This is a genomic window from Drancourtella massiliensis, assembly GCF_016900655.1.
Lineage (GTDB): Bacteria > Bacillota > Clostridia > Lachnospirales > Lachnospiraceae > Sellimonas > Sellimonas catena.
The window spans coordinates 72209-88216 of record NZ_JACJKH010000004.1; the positions used below are offsets into that span (position 1 = coordinate 72209).

Annotated in this window: 16 protein-coding genes; 15 read left to right on the forward strand and 1 reads right to left on the reverse strand. The window is 52.5% G+C overall.

The window, feature by feature from the left end:
* Window position 1: 1 nt before the first annotated feature.
* The 15 genes from cbiD to cobA are packed head-to-tail and all read left to right on the forward strand — an operon-like array spanning window position 2 to window position 15222.
* Window positions 2–1216: a cobalt-precorrin-5B (C(1))-methyltransferase CbiD gene (gene cbiD / locus H6A32_RS03280; RefSeq protein WP_204863750.1), complete on the forward strand. Its 1215-nt coding sequence runs from the start codon at window positions 2–4 to the stop codon at window positions 1214–1216.
* Window positions 1213–1944: a precorrin-2 C(20)-methyltransferase gene (gene cobI / locus H6A32_RS03285; RefSeq protein WP_138372541.1), complete on the forward strand. Its 732-nt coding sequence runs from the start codon at window positions 1213–1215 to the stop codon at window positions 1942–1944. The genes cbiD and cobI overlap by 4 nt, the downstream gene beginning before the upstream one ends.
* Complete coding sequence (gene cobM / locus H6A32_RS03290) at window positions 1944–2732, forward strand: precorrin-4 C(11)-methyltransferase (protein ID WP_087167196.1); 789 nt, start codon at window positions 1944–1946, stop codon at window positions 2730–2732. Before cobI ends, cobM begins: the two co-directional genes overlap by 1 nt.
* Entirely contained in the window at window positions 2729–3478 is a 750-nt protein-coding gene (gene cobJ, locus H6A32_RS03295) for a precorrin-3B C(17)-methyltransferase (RefSeq protein WP_204863751.1), read from the forward strand. The genes cobM and cobJ overlap by 4 nt, the downstream gene beginning before the upstream one ends.
* Window positions 3462–4694 (forward strand): precorrin-6y C5,15-methyltransferase (decarboxylating) subunit CbiE, encoded by a 1233-nt coding sequence (gene cbiE, locus H6A32_RS03300; RefSeq protein ID WP_204863752.1) that lies wholly within the window; start codon window positions 3462–3464, stop codon window positions 4692–4694. Before cobJ ends, cbiE begins: the two co-directional genes overlap by 17 nt.
* The gene (locus H6A32_RS16260; RefSeq protein WP_243424847.1) at window positions 4687–6114 is read left to right on the forward strand and encodes a cobyrinate a,c-diamide synthase; all 1428 of its coding nucleotides are present in this window, start codon (window positions 4687–4689) and stop codon (window positions 6112–6114) included. Before cbiE ends, H6A32_RS16260 begins: the two co-directional genes overlap by 8 nt.
* Entirely contained in the window at window positions 6089–7159 is a 1071-nt protein-coding gene (cobT, locus tag H6A32_RS16265; protein ID WP_243424848.1) for a nicotinate-nucleotide--dimethylbenzimidazole phosphoribosyltransferase, read from the forward strand. Before H6A32_RS16260 ends, cobT begins: the two co-directional genes overlap by 26 nt.
* A complete protein-coding gene (locus tag H6A32_RS03310) occupies window positions 7156–7938 on the forward strand; it encodes an adenosylcobinamide-GDP ribazoletransferase (RefSeq protein ID WP_138372538.1) in 783 nt (260 codons plus the stop codon). Before cobT ends, H6A32_RS03310 begins: the two co-directional genes overlap by 4 nt.
* A 48-nt stretch (window positions 7939–7986) precedes the next feature.
* On the forward strand, window positions 7987–8562 hold the full coding sequence (locus tag H6A32_RS03315) for a histidine phosphatase family protein (protein WP_138372537.1): 576 nt from the start codon (window positions 7987–7989) through the stop codon (window positions 8560–8562).
* A complete protein-coding gene (gene cbiB, locus H6A32_RS03320; RefSeq protein ID WP_204863753.1) occupies window positions 8559–9533 on the forward strand; it encodes an adenosylcobinamide-phosphate synthase CbiB in 975 nt (324 codons plus the stop codon). The genes H6A32_RS03315 and cbiB overlap by 4 nt, the downstream gene beginning before the upstream one ends.
* 21 nt (window positions 9534–9554) lie before the next feature.
* Window positions 9555–10625, forward strand: coding sequence for a pyridoxal phosphate-dependent aminotransferase (locus H6A32_RS03325; protein ID WP_204863754.1), 1071 nt, complete (start codon window positions 9555–9557; stop codon window positions 10623–10625).
* Window positions 10607–12124 (forward strand): cobyric acid synthase, encoded by a 1518-nt coding sequence (locus H6A32_RS03330; protein WP_204863755.1) that lies wholly within the window; start codon window positions 10607–10609, stop codon window positions 12122–12124. The genes H6A32_RS03325 and H6A32_RS03330 overlap by 19 nt, the downstream gene beginning before the upstream one ends.
* Before the next feature lie 5 nt (window positions 12125–12129).
* Entirely contained in the window at window positions 12130–12786 is a 657-nt protein-coding gene (locus H6A32_RS03335; RefSeq protein ID WP_191426349.1) for a precorrin-8X methylmutase, read from the forward strand.
* 15 nt (window positions 12787–12801) lie between these two features.
* On the forward strand, window positions 12802–13683 hold the full coding sequence (gene hemC / locus H6A32_RS03340) for a hydroxymethylbilane synthase (RefSeq protein WP_204863756.1): 882 nt from the start codon (window positions 12802–12804) through the stop codon (window positions 13681–13683).
* 3 nt (window positions 13684–13686) lie between these two features.
* Window positions 13687–15222, forward strand: a complete 1536-nt coding sequence (gene cobA, locus H6A32_RS03345; protein ID WP_204863757.1) for a uroporphyrinogen-III C-methyltransferase — start codon at window positions 13687–13689, stop codon at window positions 15220–15222.
* Window positions 15223–15353: 131 nt separating this feature from the next.
* On the opposite strand, the gene H6A32_RS03350 is transcribed toward cobA, so the two are convergent.
* Window positions 15354–15896, reverse strand: a complete 543-nt coding sequence (locus H6A32_RS03350) for a Uma2 family endonuclease (protein ID WP_204863758.1) — start codon at window positions 15894–15896, stop codon at window positions 15354–15356.
* Window positions 15897–16008: the final 112 nt, after the last annotated feature.

A 16008-nucleotide genomic window follows, 5' to 3' on the forward strand; every position in this document is an offset into this window, starting at 1 on the left:
GATGGAAAAGCAGACAGTCATCAAGGGACAAAAAGAACTGAAAAGAGGATATACGACGGGAACCTGCGCGGCGGCAGCGGCCAGGGCGGCGGCAATCATGCTGTTTTCCGGAGAGGAAATCCGGGAAGTCCGCATCACTGCCCCGGCAGGAGAGACCTTGCTTCTGGAAGTGGAGGAGATCGTGCGACATTCCGATGCAGTGTCATGCGCGGTCCGGAAAGATGCAGGAGATGATCCGGATATTACCCACGGAATGCTCGTCTTTGCCGAAGTAAAGAAAGAGTCCGATAAACGGCAGGAACCAGATTCGGAGACGGTGCGGATTGTGCTGGAAGGCGGGGAGGGTATCGGTCGGGTGACAAAGCCGGGACTGGAGCAGCCGGTGGGAGCGCCTGCCATCAACAAAGTGCCAAGGAAGATGATTACGGAAGCTCTCCGGCAGGCGGCCGGGGAAGCCGGATTTTGCGGGACACTGAAGGTGACTATTTCTGCGCCGGAGGGGGAAGCACTTGCCAAAAAGACATTCAATCCGAGACTTGGGATTGTGGGAGGTCTTTCCATCCTTGGAACAACGGGGATTGTAGAACCCATGAGTGAGCAGGCTCTGACGGAAACCATCCTTCTGGAAATGAAAGTACAAAAACAGGAAGGAATTCAGACGCTCTGTCTGGTGCCGGGAAATTACGGAAGTGATTTTCTGAAAGATGAGCTTTCCTTTTCCCCGGACCGGGCGGTCAAATGCAGCAACTATGTGGGCGAGGCGCTGGATATGGCAGTGGTGCTTGGATTTCCGAGAGTTCTTCTTGTGGGGCACATCGGAAAGTTTGCCAAGCTTGCGGCAGGTGTCATGAATACCCACTCGAGGATAGCGGACGCGCGTGCGGAGGTGTTTCTTGCGGCGCTTTCCCATCTTGCGGCCGGGGCTTTAAAGGAAGATCCGGGGCGCATGGAAAAGCTGATCGGGCTGGTGCCTGAGATTGAGGAGAGCGTCACCACAGATGAGATGCTTGCCGTTCTGACGAGGGCTGGCATCCGGGAAGCCGTGATGTCCCGGATCATGGAGCGTATCTCCTGGTATCTCAATCAGAGGACGAGAGGAGAAGTCCAGGTGGAACTTCTGACTTTCTCCAAAGAATGGGGGATCCTTGGAAAGACGGAAGGCGCCATGGAGCTTCTCGAACAGATCAAAGAGGAACGGAAAGGACAAAAAGAATGAGTGGAATCTTATATGGAACAGGAACAGGGCCGGGAGAGGCAGAGCTTCTGACGCTGAAGGCGGTCCGATTGATCCGGTCCTGTGATATGATCGCGGTTCCGGTGTCTGACAGTACACTGAAGGAGCCGTGTATCTGGGAGGAAGGGATGCCGTATCTCGATCGATGTGCGGCATATCAGATTGTGCTGCCGGAAGTGCCGGAGATTCGTAAAAAGCCGGTGCTCTGCCTTCCGATGCCGATGATGAAAGAAAAAGAAGAACTGAAACGCATCCACGATGCGGGAGCGAAGAAGGTGGAGGAATATCTGGACGAAGGAATGAACATTGCATTTCTGACCCTTGGAGATCCGTCCATTTACTCTACCTATCTGTACATTCATAAACGGGTGCAAAAAGACGGGTACCAGGCGGTGATCATACCGGGAATTCCGTCGTTTTGCGCGGCGGCAGCGGCCCTGAACCTGGGGCTTGCGGAAAATAAAGAGGAGATTCATATCCTGCCGGCCTCCTATGGAATTGAAGAGGGGCTGAAGCTTTCCGGAACGAAAATTCTGATGAAAACAGGGAAAAAGATGCCTTATGTCAAAGAGACGGTCAAGGCGTCAAACGACCGGTTCTGGATGGTGGAAAACTGCGGGATGGAAAATGAAAAGATTTATGAAAATCCGGACGATGTGCCGGAGAAATCCAGCTATTATTCGCTGATTGTGATAAAGGAGGGATCCTGATGGTACATTTTGTCGGAGCAGGGCCGGGAGCGTGCGACCTGATTACCGTGCGTGGCGAACGCCTGCTGAAAGAGGCGGACGTGATTATCTATGCCGGATCACTGGTCAATCCGGAACTGTTACAGGTCAGAAAGGAAACTTGTGAGGTATATGACAGTGCCTATATGACATTGGAAGAGGTGCTGGAAGTGCTTGAAGCAGCAGAAAAGGACAAAAAGACGACGGTACGGCTTCACACCGGAGATCCAAGTCTCTACGGAGCCATCAAAGAGCAGATGGATGAGCTGGACAGACGGGGAATTGCCTATGAGATCTGTCCGGGAGTCAGCTCCTTTTCCGGAGCGGCGGCAGCTCTTAAACTGGAATACACCCTCCCTGAGATTTCCCAGTCCGTCATTATCACACGGATGGAAGGCCGGACCAAGGTTCCGGAAAAAGAATCGATCCGCAGCTTTGCGGCTCATCAGGCAACCATGGTGCTTTTCCTAAGCACCGGACTTCTGGAACCGCTTTCCAGAGAACTGATGGCGGGGGGCTATCCGGGAGATACACCTGCGGCCATCGTCTATAAGGCAAGCTGGCCGGAAGAAGCGGTCTACCGGTGTACTGTGGAAACGCTGGCCGAAACCGCCAAAGCGAACCATGTGACGAAGACTGCGCTGATTGTAGTAGGAGAAGTGCTGGAAGGCGGAAAGAAAACCGGATATGAGCGGTCGAAGCTGTATGATCCGGAATTTACCACCATGTTCCGGGAAGGAACGAAGAAAGACGGGGAGACGGAAGAATGAAAAAGAAAGTATATGTCATAGGAATCGGGCCGGGCGCTTATGAGGAAATGACGATCCGGGCCGTACGGGCGATGGAATCCTGTGAGGTGATCATCGGATACACCGTCTATGTGGATCTGGTAAAAGAGCAGTTCCCGGGGAAGACATTTCTGACTACGCCGATGACAAAGGAAGTGGAGCGCTGTGAGATGGCACTCCGGGAAGCCTGGGAGGGCCGGACAACAGCCATGATCTGCAGCGGGGACGCCGGAGTGTACGGCATGGCAGGTCTGATGCATGAGATCCGGAAAGAACGCGGATATTTGGAAGTGGAGATCGAGGTAGTTCCGGGAATTACCGCCGCCACTGCGGGAGCGGCCATTCTGGGAGCTCCGCTCATCCATGATTTTGCGGTCATTTCCCTGAGCGATCTTCTGACGCCGTGGGAGAAGATTGAAGAGCGTCTGCGGTCTGCGGCAAAAGGGGATTTTGCCATCTGCCTTTACAATCCATCCAGCCGGAAACGAAAAGATTATCTCCGGAGGGCCTGCGAGATTCTTCTGGAATATCAGAGCCCGGATACGGTCTGCGGCTATGTGCGCCAGATCGCAAGAGACGGGCAGGAAAAGCATGTGACAACCCTTGGAAGACTGAAAGAAACCGGGACAGACATGTTTACCACGGTGTTCATCGGCAATTCCCAGACAAGAGTGATCGGGGAGGCGATGGTGACGCCGAGAGGATATCGATATGAAAAAGAAGATTAATCTGATTGGAATCGGAACAGACGGAAACAAAAGCCTGACACAGGAAGCCAGGGAGCAGATCCGGAAAAGCACTGTACTGATCGGTGCCGAAAGGATGCTGCAAAGCGTAGAATCAATCCGGAAGAAAGAGGCCAGATGCTATACATCTTACCGTCCGGAGGAGATCATGACGATTCTGGAGCAGGAAAAAGGAGAAGAAATCTCCGTTTTATATTCCGGCGATCCGGGATTTTACAGTGGTGCAAAACAGCTTATAAAGCGCCTGGAAGGAAGTGGATGGGAGATCCGGGTGCTGCCGGGTATCTCATCAGTGATCTGCATGGCGGCACGCTGTCAGGTGCCGTGGGAGAAGGCGGCATTGGTCAGCCTTCACGGAACCGGACAGAATGCGGTTTATGAGATCTGTACCCACGAACACACCTTCCTGCTTCTTGGCGGCAGGGAGACAGCAGAGCAGTTTCTGGAAAAGATGTCCTGGTACGGGCTGGATCATCTGGAAGCCGCAGCAGGACGGGATCTTTCGTATGAAGAAGAAGTTTTCTTTCGCGGAACGATCCGGGAACTGACGTCGGAGCTGCTTTCCGGGCTTTCCGTACTCTTGGTACACAACCCGGACTACGACACGTTTGTGGGACGGCATCTGGAAGATGAAGAGCTGATCCGGGGAAAAGTGCCGATGACCAAGTCGGCAGTCCGGGCCATGGCGGTTGCCGCACTGAAGCTTCAGAAAGATGCGGTTCTCTATGACATCGGGGCAGGAACCGGAAGCGTGTCGGTAGAGGCTGCGCTTCAGGACGGCTCCATCCGGGTCTATGCTGTGGAGAGAAATCCGGAAGGAATTGCTCTTATTCAGGAAAATAAGCGGAAATGGCGGACCGATCAGGTGGAGATTGTAGAGGGAAACGCACCGGAGGCGCTTTCGGATCTTCCTGCGCCGACCCATGTGTTTATCGGTGGAAGCGGAAGCAGGCTGAAAGAGATCGTGGAAACCTGTCTGTCGAAAAATTCATCTGTCCGGATTGTGCTGACTGCGGTCAGCATGGAAACGATCCGGGAGATGACGGAACTTTTGCAGGACAGCCGGTGGGAGACAGCCGAGGTGATGCAGATTCAGGCATCAGGCAGCCGGAAGATGGGAGCCTACCATCTGATGACAGCCCAGAATCCGGTGTGGATGGCTGTGTTTCAGGGAAGAAAGGAAGCGGACCATGAGTGATACAAAGAAGACAGGACGGCTTCTGATTGCCGGAACCGGAAGCGGGTGCGGGAAGACGAGCATTGTCTGCGGGCTGCTGCGGGCATATCAGAAGCGGGGCCTTGCCCTGGCGGCATGCAAGTGCGGCCCGGACTATATTGACCCGCTTTTCCATGAGAAGGTTCTCGGCATTCCTTCTGAAAATCTGGATCTTTTCTTCCATGAGCCCGGGATGCAAAAGCAGCTTCTGGCACGGCACAGCAGGGGTGCGGATCTGGTAGTGGCGGAAGGAGTCATGGGATATTATGACGGAATGAGTCTGGAAAGTCCGAAGGGGAGTACGAGTGAGATTGCATCTGTCCTTCAGATGCCGGTAGCTTTGGTCGTTCCATGCCGGGGAATGGGACATTCGGTGCTGGCACTTCTGAAAGGCTATCTGGAATACGAAACGGCGGGGCAGATCCGGGCGGTCATTTTGAACGGGATCACCGGACGTACCTATGAAAAGCTTGCGCCGGTACTGGAGCAGTGGCTGCGGGAAAACGGCCATGCGGTCAGGCTGGCAGGATATCTCCCGAAGATGGCGGATGCAGAATTAAAAAGCAGACATCTGGGGCTGATTCTTCCGGAGGAAGTGGAGGAATTGCAGGAGAAACTGGATCTGCTTGCAGGACAGGCAGAAGAGACGCTGGATCTGAAGCTGCTGTTACAGATTGCAGAAGAAGCGCCGGATCTGGAAACGGGAGAACAAGAAGCAGGGGAAGAAGAAGGGACGGAAAAGTCGAAACTCCGGATTGCCGCGGCAAAGGATGAGGCGTTCTGCTTTTACTATAAAGATAATCTGGAACTGCTGCGGCAACTGGGCTGCGAGATTGTACCGTTTTCTCCGCTTCATGATGCGGTTCTGCCGGATGGCATCGACGGCCTGATTCTGGCAGGGGGATACCCGGAACTCTACGCAAAGGAGCTGTCTGAAAATGTGTCCATGCGGGAATCGGTGCTTCAGAGCCTGAAAGGAGGACTTCCATGCCTTGCGGAATGCGGCGGGTTTCTCTATCTGAAAGAGGAGCTGGAAGGCGAAGACGGAATGATGTACCCGATGACCGGATTTTTAAAAGGAAGAGGGTACCGGACGCATACATTAGGACGATTTGGATATCTGACTCTGGAGCCAAAAGAGGAGCTTTTGTTTTTGAAACGGGGTGAGACGATCCGTGGCCATGAGTTTCATTACTGGGACTGTACCGAAAACGGAGACCGCTGTCTGGCTGTGAAGCCGGATGGGCAGCGGTCATGGGAGTGTATGGAAGAAAAGCAGCAGGTCTTTGCGGGATTTGCACATATCAGCTATGACTCCAATCCGGCATTTGCCAAACGCTTTGTCGGATGCTGTCTGGAAAGGAGAGAGAAAGGAAATGCCGGAGACGATATGGGAAAATGAGATCAAACAGATCAGACTGCCGGATGAGGAGGTAAGAAAAGCGTCTCTTACCCGGTGGAACCATCTTGCAAAGCCTCTTCATGGAATGGGGGCGCTGGAGATGATGCTTGCAAGGATCGCGGGAATTCAGGGGAGGCTTCATCCATCTTTACAGAAAAAGGGGATTGTGGTGCTCTGTGCGGACAATGGGATTGTAAAGGAAGGCGTCTCCCAGACCGGAGCTGAGGTGACCGCTGTGGTAGCGGGAAATTTTCTGACAGGGCAGACCAGTGTCTGTAAAATGGCAAAGGTGGCAGGTGCAGACATTCTGCCTTACGATATTGGAATTCTGACGGACGTGGAGGGACTTACGAAAGCAGAATACAAGATATCCTGCGGGACGAAGGATTTTCTGGAAGAGCCGGCCATGACAAGGGAGGAGGTCGTCCGTGCCATTCTGACCGGAATGAAGATCGTAAAAGAGCGGAAAGCGCAGGGGTATGAGATCCTTGCTACCGGGGAGATGGGAATCGGCAATACGACGACCAGCAGCGCCGTGGCCTGTGCCCTTACCGGGGAGGCTGGCGGAGTGATGACCGGACGGGGAGCCGGGCTTTCCGATGAAGGCCTGATCCGGAAAAAGGAAGTCATCACAGAAGGACTGGCAAAGAGAAATCCGGACCCGTCGGATCCGGTGGACATTCTGGCAAAGGTCGGAGGACTGGATATTGCGGGATTGACCGGAGTTTTCTTAGGATGTGCCAGATATCAGGTTCCGGCGGTGCTGGATGGATTTATCTCCTCAGTGGCTGCCCTTGCTGCGGTGCGGATAGAACCGAAGGTGAAGGAATATCTGTTTGCTTCCCACAGGTCGAAAGAACCTGCTCATAACCGGATTCTGGAGGAGCTTGGAATGGAAGCCGTACTGGATCTTGGCATGGCTCTTGGAGAAGGAACCGGAGCCTGCGCCCTCTTCCCGCTTCTGGATATGGCCATGATGGTTTACGAGGAGATGAGTTCCTTCGATGACATTCAGGTAGAACAGTATAAGGAGTACACATCATGAAATGGATTCGATCCTTTATCATTGCCTTTTCCATGTATTCCAAAATCCCCATGCCAAAAGTCCAGTGGACGAAACCGTCCATGCAGTATGCCTTCTGCTTCTTCCCTCTGGTAGGAGCCGTGGCCGGAGCACTGACGTGGGGAACCGGACTTGTGCTGTTTGGCCTTCGGGATGCGGGGAAACTTCCGGCCTTGTTTCCGGCTGTGTTTCTGACGATCCTTCCGCTTCTGGTGACGGGCGGAATTCATATGGACGGTTTTATGGATACTTCGGATGCAAGGCATTCCTACGGGGAACGGGAGAAAAAGCTTGCGATTCTCAAAGACCCGCACACCGGAGCTTTTGCGGTGATGAGTGCGGCCATATATCTACTCTGGAGTCTGGCCCTCTGGTCGGCGGCAGATGAGAAAGTCCTTCCGGGGATGGCCTGCGCCATGGTTCTGTCCAGAACATTGAGTGGCCTTTCCGTGACGGTAGGAAAGGGAGCAAAATCAGACGGACTTGCGGCTGCGTTCCGGGAATCTGCCAGACAAAAGGCAGTATGGATTTCCACGGGAATCTATCTTGCAGCAGGTGTGATTTTTCTGGTGGCAGTATCCGGCGTCATCCCGGCAGTGCTTCTGCTTTTTACGGCGGGAGCAGTATTTGCCCGGTATCTCAGGATGGCAGTGCGGGAGTTCGGCGGCATTACAGGGGATCTGGCAGGCTGGTTTCTCCAGGTCTTTGAACTTACTGTACTGACGGTGCTGACAGCCTGGTCCTGGATGATCCGGTTTTGATGGAGAAAAACGGTCCGTAAAGAGACGAAACAGAAACGGAGAAGAACGATGGAACTGACCTTGATCCGGCATTTTGCAACGGCCGGAAATCTGGAAAAACGATATATCGGAACGACAGACGAACCGATTCTTCCGGTGGCGGAAATAAAGAAGATGCCGCGTGCGGAGATTGTCCTGACCAGTCCCATGATACGGTGCCGTCAGACGGCAAAGTTACTTTATCCGGAGGTGGAACAGACCGTATGGGACGGATTCCGGGAATGTGATTTCGGCGCTTTTGAAGGGAAGAATTATCTGGAACTGACGGGAGATCCTTCCTATCAGGCGTGGATCGATTCCGGAGGAGAACTACCGTTTCCGGGAGGCGAGTCAAAGGCATCTTTCTGCGAACGGACGCGGGCGACCTTTGAACGGGCCGTGGACAGGCTGATGGAACAGAAGATCGAACGGGCGGCCATCGTCGCCCACGGAGGCACGCTGATGGCAGTGCTTTCGGCATACGCGGTTCCAAAACAGGGATACTATGAGTGGAGCTGTGGAAACGGATGTGGATATCAGGTCCGTATTTTTGAGGACCGGTGGAAAACCGGGGAGAAACAATGTAAGGTGGAAAGAAAACTATGATTATTTTGGCAGCATGCGCGGCAGGATTTATACTGGACCTGTTCTTTGGAGATCCGGCCTGGATCTATCATCCGATACGGATCATCGGACATCTGATCAGCGGACTGGAAAAGAAGCTGTATAAAGAGGGAACTTCTCCAGAGAGTCTCAGAAGAAGGGGAACGCTTCTCTGGATCGGAACAGCGGGAATTGCAACACTCGTTCCATGCCTCCTTTTGTGGGCGGCCTTTCAGATTCATCCGGTGCTTTATTTCCTGCTCCAGAGTTTCTGGTGCTGGCAGCTGCTTGCCACAAAGTCTCTGAAGACAGAAAGCATGAAAGTAAAACAGGCATTGGATACAGGGACGATTGAGGACGGACGAAAGGCCGTGTCCATGATTGTGGGGAGAGATACGAAAAGCCTGACAGAGGAAGGCGTGGTGAAGGCTGCGGTGGAGACGGTGGCGGAGAACACGTCCGACGGAATTATTGCCCCGCTGTTTTATATGATGATCGGAGGAGCAGGGCTTGGCTTTTTTTATAAAGCGGTCAACACGATGGACTCCATGGTGGGCTACAAAAACGACCGGTATCTGGATTTTGGCCGGACGGCAGCCAGAATGGATGATCTGTTTAACCTGATTCCGGCAAGGCTTTCGGCGTTTCTGATGATCGGAGCGGCCGGAATTCTGGGACTGTTTGACAGCAGACATTACAGCATGGCAAATGCATGGAAGATCTACAAGAGGGACCGTCACAACCACAAAAGCCCGAATGCGGCTCAGACCGAATCGGTCTGTGCGGGAGCTCTTTCGGTCCGCCTGGCAGGAAATGCGTGGTATTTTGGAAAATTGTACGAGAAACCTTATATCGGGGATGACATCCGCCCGATTGAACGGGAGGATATCAGACGGGCAAACCGGCTGCTTTATGGAACGGCCGTACTGGGGCTGCTGGTTTTCGGGCTGGCAAGGCTGATTGTGATTATATAAAAGAAAAGCGAGGTGAAGAACATGCAGGAGCATGGAGGCGATATTTATACAAACGAAGGACTGGTTGATTTTTCTGCAAATATCAATCCTCTGGGACCGGGGGAGAAGGTCATGGAGGCACTGAAAAAGAGCCTGGAGAACGTGACTGCCTACCCGGATCCGAAATGCAGGGCGCTTCGGGAGGCGGCGGCCAAAAAAGAGGCGACCGTTTCGGAGCACATTATCTGCGGGAATGGGGCGGCCGATCTGATCTATACGATGGTACTTGCAGAAAAACCAAAGCGGGCCCTTTTGTGTACGCCGTCCTTTTCCGAATATGAAAAGGCACTTCGCACGGTGGACTGCCGGATCCGGTTTCACGAAAGAAAAGAGGAAGAAGGATTTGCCCTGACAAGACGGTACCTGGACGAACTGACAGAGGATCTGGATATGGTATTTTTATGTTCGCCGGACAATCCGACCGGCCGGTGCGTGGAAGAATCCCTGCTTCTGGAGATTGTGGAAACGTGTGAAAAGAAGCAGATCCGGCTTGTACTGGACGAGTGCTTTCTTGATTTTACCGAGGACGGACCGTGGATTCACCATGAGCTTTTGATCCGGGAAAACCGGATGCTGTTCCTGCTTCGGGCATTTACCAAGATGTTTTCCATACCGGGTGTACGAAGCGGATACGGAGTCTGCTCGGATACAGAACTGCTGGAACGGATGCAGAAGTCCAGACAGCCGTGGGCTGTATCTGTCCCGGCGCAGGCGGCCGGAACGGCGGCGCTTGCGGACGATCTGCTTCCGGCGGTCACAAGACAGTTGATTGCAGAGGAGCGGCGCCATATCATGGGAGAATTTACCCGGATGGGAATCCGCTATTATCCGGCAAGTGCCAATTACATTCTGTTTTATAGCGAAATAGATTTTTACGAAGAGTTGAAACAAGAAGGATTTTTGATTCGTGACTGCCGGAACTACCGGGGACTTGGGAAAGGCTACTACCGGATCGCGGTGAAAGGACGGGAGGACAATGAGAAGCTTCTTCGTGCTTTCCGGCGGATTATCGAACGAAGAAAGGAAGAAACATCATGGCAAAGCCAATCATGATACAGGGAACCATGTCCAATGCCGGAAAAAGTATTCTGGCGGGAGGACTTTGCAGAGTGTTCCGTCAGGACGGATATCGGACGGCGCCCTTTAAATCCCAGAATATGGCCTTGAATTCCTTTATCACGGAAGACGGCCTGGAGATGGGAAGAGCACAGGTGATGCAGGCCGAGGCGGCGGGGATTGCTCCGCGGGTGGAGATGAATCCGGTGCTTCTGAAACCGACAAGTGATACCGGATCGCAGGTCATTGTAAATGGAAAAGTCCGGGGCGTCATGCCGGCGAAAGAATACTATGCATACAAAAAACAGCTGATCCCGGAGATTCTGCATGCCTACGAGATTCTTGCCGGTGAGCATGACATTATCGTGATCGAAGGGGCGGGAAGTCCGGCCGAGATCAACTTAAAACAGGACGATATTGTGAATATGGGACTGGCAAAGATGCTGAAGGCTCCGGTACTTCTCGTAGGAGACATCGACCGGGGCGGTGTGTTTGCCCAGCTTGCCGGGACCCTTCTTCTTCTGGAAGAGGAAGAACGGAAGATGGTAAAAGGTCTTGTGATCAATAAGTTCCGCGGGGATGTGGATATTTTAAAACCGGGGCTTCGGATGCTGGAAGAACGTACCGGGTGTCCGGTCCGGGGAGTGATCCCGTATATGTATCTGGATATCGACGATGAGGACAGCCTGAGCGAACGCCTTCAGAGCCGGATGCAGAAAGGGAAAATCGACATTGCGGCAGTCCGGTTCCCGAAGATTTCCAATTTTACGGATCTGAATGTGCTGTCGTGCTATGAGGGTGTATCGGTCCGGTATGTAGACTGGCCGGGACAGTTTAAAGATCCGGATCTGGTGATTCTTCCGGGAACCAAAAATACGATGGCGGATCTGAAATGGCTGAAGGAAAGCGGGCTTGCCGGGAAAATCCAGCAGGCAGCTTCGCGGGATGTTCCGGTCATCGGAATCTGCGGAGGCTATCAGATGCTTGGGAAAAAACTTTCAGATCCGCAGGGAATGGAAGCCGGGGACGGGGTTCCGATTTCGATGGAAGGACTGGACCTACTTCCGGTGGAAACCATCTTTACCGGACAGAAAAAAAGAACGAGAGCCGAAGGATTCGTGGCTGCTTCGGATGATTTCTGGGGCGGACTTGGCGGATGCCGGCTGGAAGGATATGAGATCCACATGGGAGAAACCATTTCTGCCGGAGGTGCTTCGTTTACCGGAATCCGCACGATGCAGGAAGAAGGTGCACGTATGGAGGGCTGTGTTCAGGGCAGCGTCTGCGGAACCTATCTGCATGGTTTTTTTGATTCGGCGGAGATTTCCGGAAAACTGGTGGAACTTCTGATGAGACGGAAAGGGCTTCAGGTGGAGGATTTGAAAGTGCTGGATTTCAAAGCATACAAAGAGGAACAGTATGACCAGCTTGCAAAGATGATCCGGGAACATTTGGATATGGATGCGGTATACCGGATTCTGGAAGAAGGAGTATAAAGGATATGAAAATGGAACTGGAACAGATTCTGCCGGGAGAGATCGAGCGCAGAAGTTTTGAGATTATTACAGAAGAACTCGGTGGAAAAATCTTCCCTGAGGGGCAGGAGGATATCATCAAACGGGTGATCCACACGACAGCAGATTTTGAATACGCGGATACAATGACATTTTCGCCGGATGCGGTATCTTCTGCTCTTGGGGCATTGACAGACCGGGGGAATACGGTCATTGTGACTGACACCAATATGACCCGTTCCGGAATTCACAAAGCGTCTCTGGAGAAACTGGGAATAGAAGCCGTCTGCTATATGGCGGATCCGGACGTAGCCGAAGAAGCAAAAAGAGAAGGGACAACCAGAGCGGCTGCCAGTATGAAAAAGGCGGCAGACATGGCGCAGAAGACCGGAAAGCAGATCATCTTTTCGGTAGGAAACGCGCCGACGGCGCTGATCGCCATCGAAGAACTGATCCGGGAAGGGTGTGTGCATCCGGCTCTTGTGATCGGAGTTCCGGTAGGATTTGTCAACGTGGTGCAGGCAAAAGAACGGATCATGACCGTGGACGTGCCGTATATTGTGGCAAAAGGGAGAAAAGGAGGCAGCACGGTTGCGGCGGCCATCCTCAATGCCTTATTATATAAGATTGATAAAGAGCGATAAAAGAAGGAAAAAAGCATGAGAACACACTTGAAAATAGGGAGCAGAGAGAGCGCTCTGGCGGTCAGACAGGCACAGATTGTAAAGGAAGCTCTGGAAAAAGCAAGTCCCGGGCTTACGATCGAGATTGTGACGATGAAAACGACAGGCGATAAGATCCTCCATAAAAGTCTGGAAAAGATCGGGGGGAAAGGTCTGTTTGTCAAAGAACTGGACCGGGCGCTTTTGAATGGGGACATCGATCTTTCAGTTCACAGCCTGAAGGATATGCCGATGGAGATTCCAAAAGAGCTTCCTGTCATTGCGTATACAAAAAGGGAGGACCCGAGAGATGCCCTGATTTTAAAGCCGGGAATTCAGGACCTGAAGGAAGGCGGAATCATAGGCTCTTCCAGCAGAAGACGGTCTCTGCAGGCAGGAAAGCTGTATCCAAAGTGCAGTTTTAAAAATATCCGGGGAAATGTCCAGACAAGGCTGTTCAAGCTGGAGCATGAGGAATATGACGCGACGATTCTGGCTCTTGCAGGACTGAAACGGCTGGGAATGGAGGGCCTTGTCTCCCGTATCTTTTCCGTGGATGAAATGATTCCCTCCGCAGGACAGGGGATTCTGGCAGTGCAGGGGAGAAAAGGAGAAAAGATACCGGGAATTGAGGCAGTGGACTGTTCCGACAGCCGGTTTGCGGCAAAGGCGGAGCGCGGATTTGTCCGGTATCTGAACGGAGGATGCACGTCTCCGGTTGCAGCCTATGCCGAGACTTCCGGAAATGAAATCCGGATCCGGGGGCTTTACTATCACGAAGAAACCGGGCAGTTCGAGGCGGGCATGATCTCCGGAGAAAAGCACAAGGGCGAAATACTGGCGGAGAGACTTGCCAGAAGTCTGAAAGGGAGATTTTAGAAGATGGAAGAGAAAAAATGCGGAAAAGTCTGGATAGCCGGGGCAGGTCCCGGGGATGCAGGACTTCTGACGGTGAAAACGGCATCCTTGATTAAAGAGGCGGATGCAGTCGTTTATGACGCCCTGATCAGTGCGGAAATACTGAGCCTGATTCCGGAGAAGACGGAGAAAATCAATGTGGGAAAACGGGCGGACCACCATCTGGTTCCGCAGAAGGAGATCAATCAGATTCTGGTTAACCTCGCAAAAGAAGGAAAGCAGGTACTCCGCTTAAAGGGCGGGGATCCCTTTGTGTTTGGAAGAGGCGGGGAAGAGGCGGAATTTCTGGTGCAGGAAGACATCGATTTTGAGATTGTGCCGGGCATCACCTCCAGCGTGGCGGTTCCTGCCTATGCGGGAATTCCGGTTACCCACCGGGACTATACGTCATCCTTCCATGTGATTACAGGACATGCAAGAAAGGGCGGAGAATCCAGAATTGATTACGAGGCACTGGCGCGTCTGGATGCTACCCTTGTTTTTCTGATGGGAGTTACGGCACTTCCGGAGATCTGTGAAAAGCTTAGAATGGCGGGTATGCCGGATGACACTCCGGCGGCGGTGATCCAGGAGGGAACGCTGGCCTGTCAGAAAAAGGTTGTCTCGGATCTTCAAAATCTTCCAGGGAGAGTGCAGGAAGAGAAGATTCAGGCGCCGGCGGTGATTGTAGTGGGTAAAGTATGTGCCCTGTCAGAAAGCTTTTCGTGGGCGGAGCAAAGACCTCTTGGAGGAAGACAGATTCTCATCACACGACCAAGGAGCCAGGGGCAGACATTTGCGAGGACACTTCGCGGACTGGGAGCCCAGGTCATTGAATTTCCATCGATCCAGGTAGAGCCGCTGCAGGGAAAGAGAGAAAAGGAAAGGATCCTTACGGCACTGAAAGAGATCCGAAACCGGAAAACAGGAACATCCTGGATCGTGTTCACCAGCGCAGCAGGAGTAAGGAGCTTTTTTAACTTCCTTGAGGAAATGAATCTGGACATCCGGACACTCTGGGGCAGCAGATTTGCCGTGATCGGAAGCGGAACCGGAAGAGAACTTGGGAAGCGGGGAATCCGACCGGACCTGATGCCTGACGTCTACGAGGCAGGAAAACTTGGGGAGGCACTTGCCGGACAGACGAAGCCGGGAGACCTTGTGACTGCGTTCCGGGCAAGGGAAGCCTCAGAAGAACTGTTTCCGCCGGTGCTGAAAACCGGAGCAGAGTGCGTGGATATTCCGGTCTATGAAACAGGGACCGGGGCGGACGATGCATGGACCGAAAAGATTGTGGCGCAGTTTCAGGAAGGAAAGATTGATCTGGTGACATTTACAAGCGCTTCCACGGTCCGGGGATTTGAAAGAACGATGCAGGGAAAGGTAGATCCCGGTAGAATTTTTGCTCTTTGTATCGGGAGAAAAACCGAAGAAGAGGCAAAGCGATGGGGGATGCACACGGCTGTGGCAGAAGAGGCAACCGTGGAGAGCATGACAGAAAAAATACTGGAGATACTTTAAGGATTCCGGGAAAAGAAGGATAGATTTACAGTAAGTGAAAGAGACACTTCTGTAGAATTCGGGCTTTTTAAGCCTGTATTCTGCAGGAGTGTCTCTTTTTTTCTTTTCTCTTTTTTTTCAGCTCTTTACATCTACAAAAGCTCTGCAAGGCAGATGTTCAAACCTTTCAAAACCCTTGCTTCGATAAAATCGGCAAAGGCATATTGTACAGAGTCTTCCTGATCGCCGAAGTAATAGACCTGCACGGTTTCCTGCATTGGATTTACGATCCAGTATTCGCGTACTCCGGCAGTACGGTATTTGAAGAGTTTGGTCAGATAGTCCATCTTCTGGCTGCCGGGTGATGCTACTTCTATGATCCAGTCCGGCGCACCTGCGCATCCGCGGTCTGTGAGTTTGCCGGCATCACAAATGACGCTGATATCCGGTTCCACATAAGTTTTGTCATCTTCGTTTAAAAGCACGGCAAACGGAGCGATAAATGATCTGCAGTCTCCGCCGTTTGCCTTGATGTGGCTGTGAATCGCGGCAAAGAGTTCACCTACGATCTCCTGATGTATCCGGCTGGGCGGAGCCATCATATACAGGGTGCCGTCGATCAGTTCGGCACGTTCTCCTTCCGGGAGGGAATAGATATCATTGATCGTGTAATTGTGCTCTTCTGGTAATGGCATAAGATCATCCTTTCTATGTTAAAAATCGGAAAAAATATGCTGATATTCTTATTATACCCGGGCGAGAAGGAGAAGTAAACGGAGACCGGAAAATTTACCGGGAATCTCATGG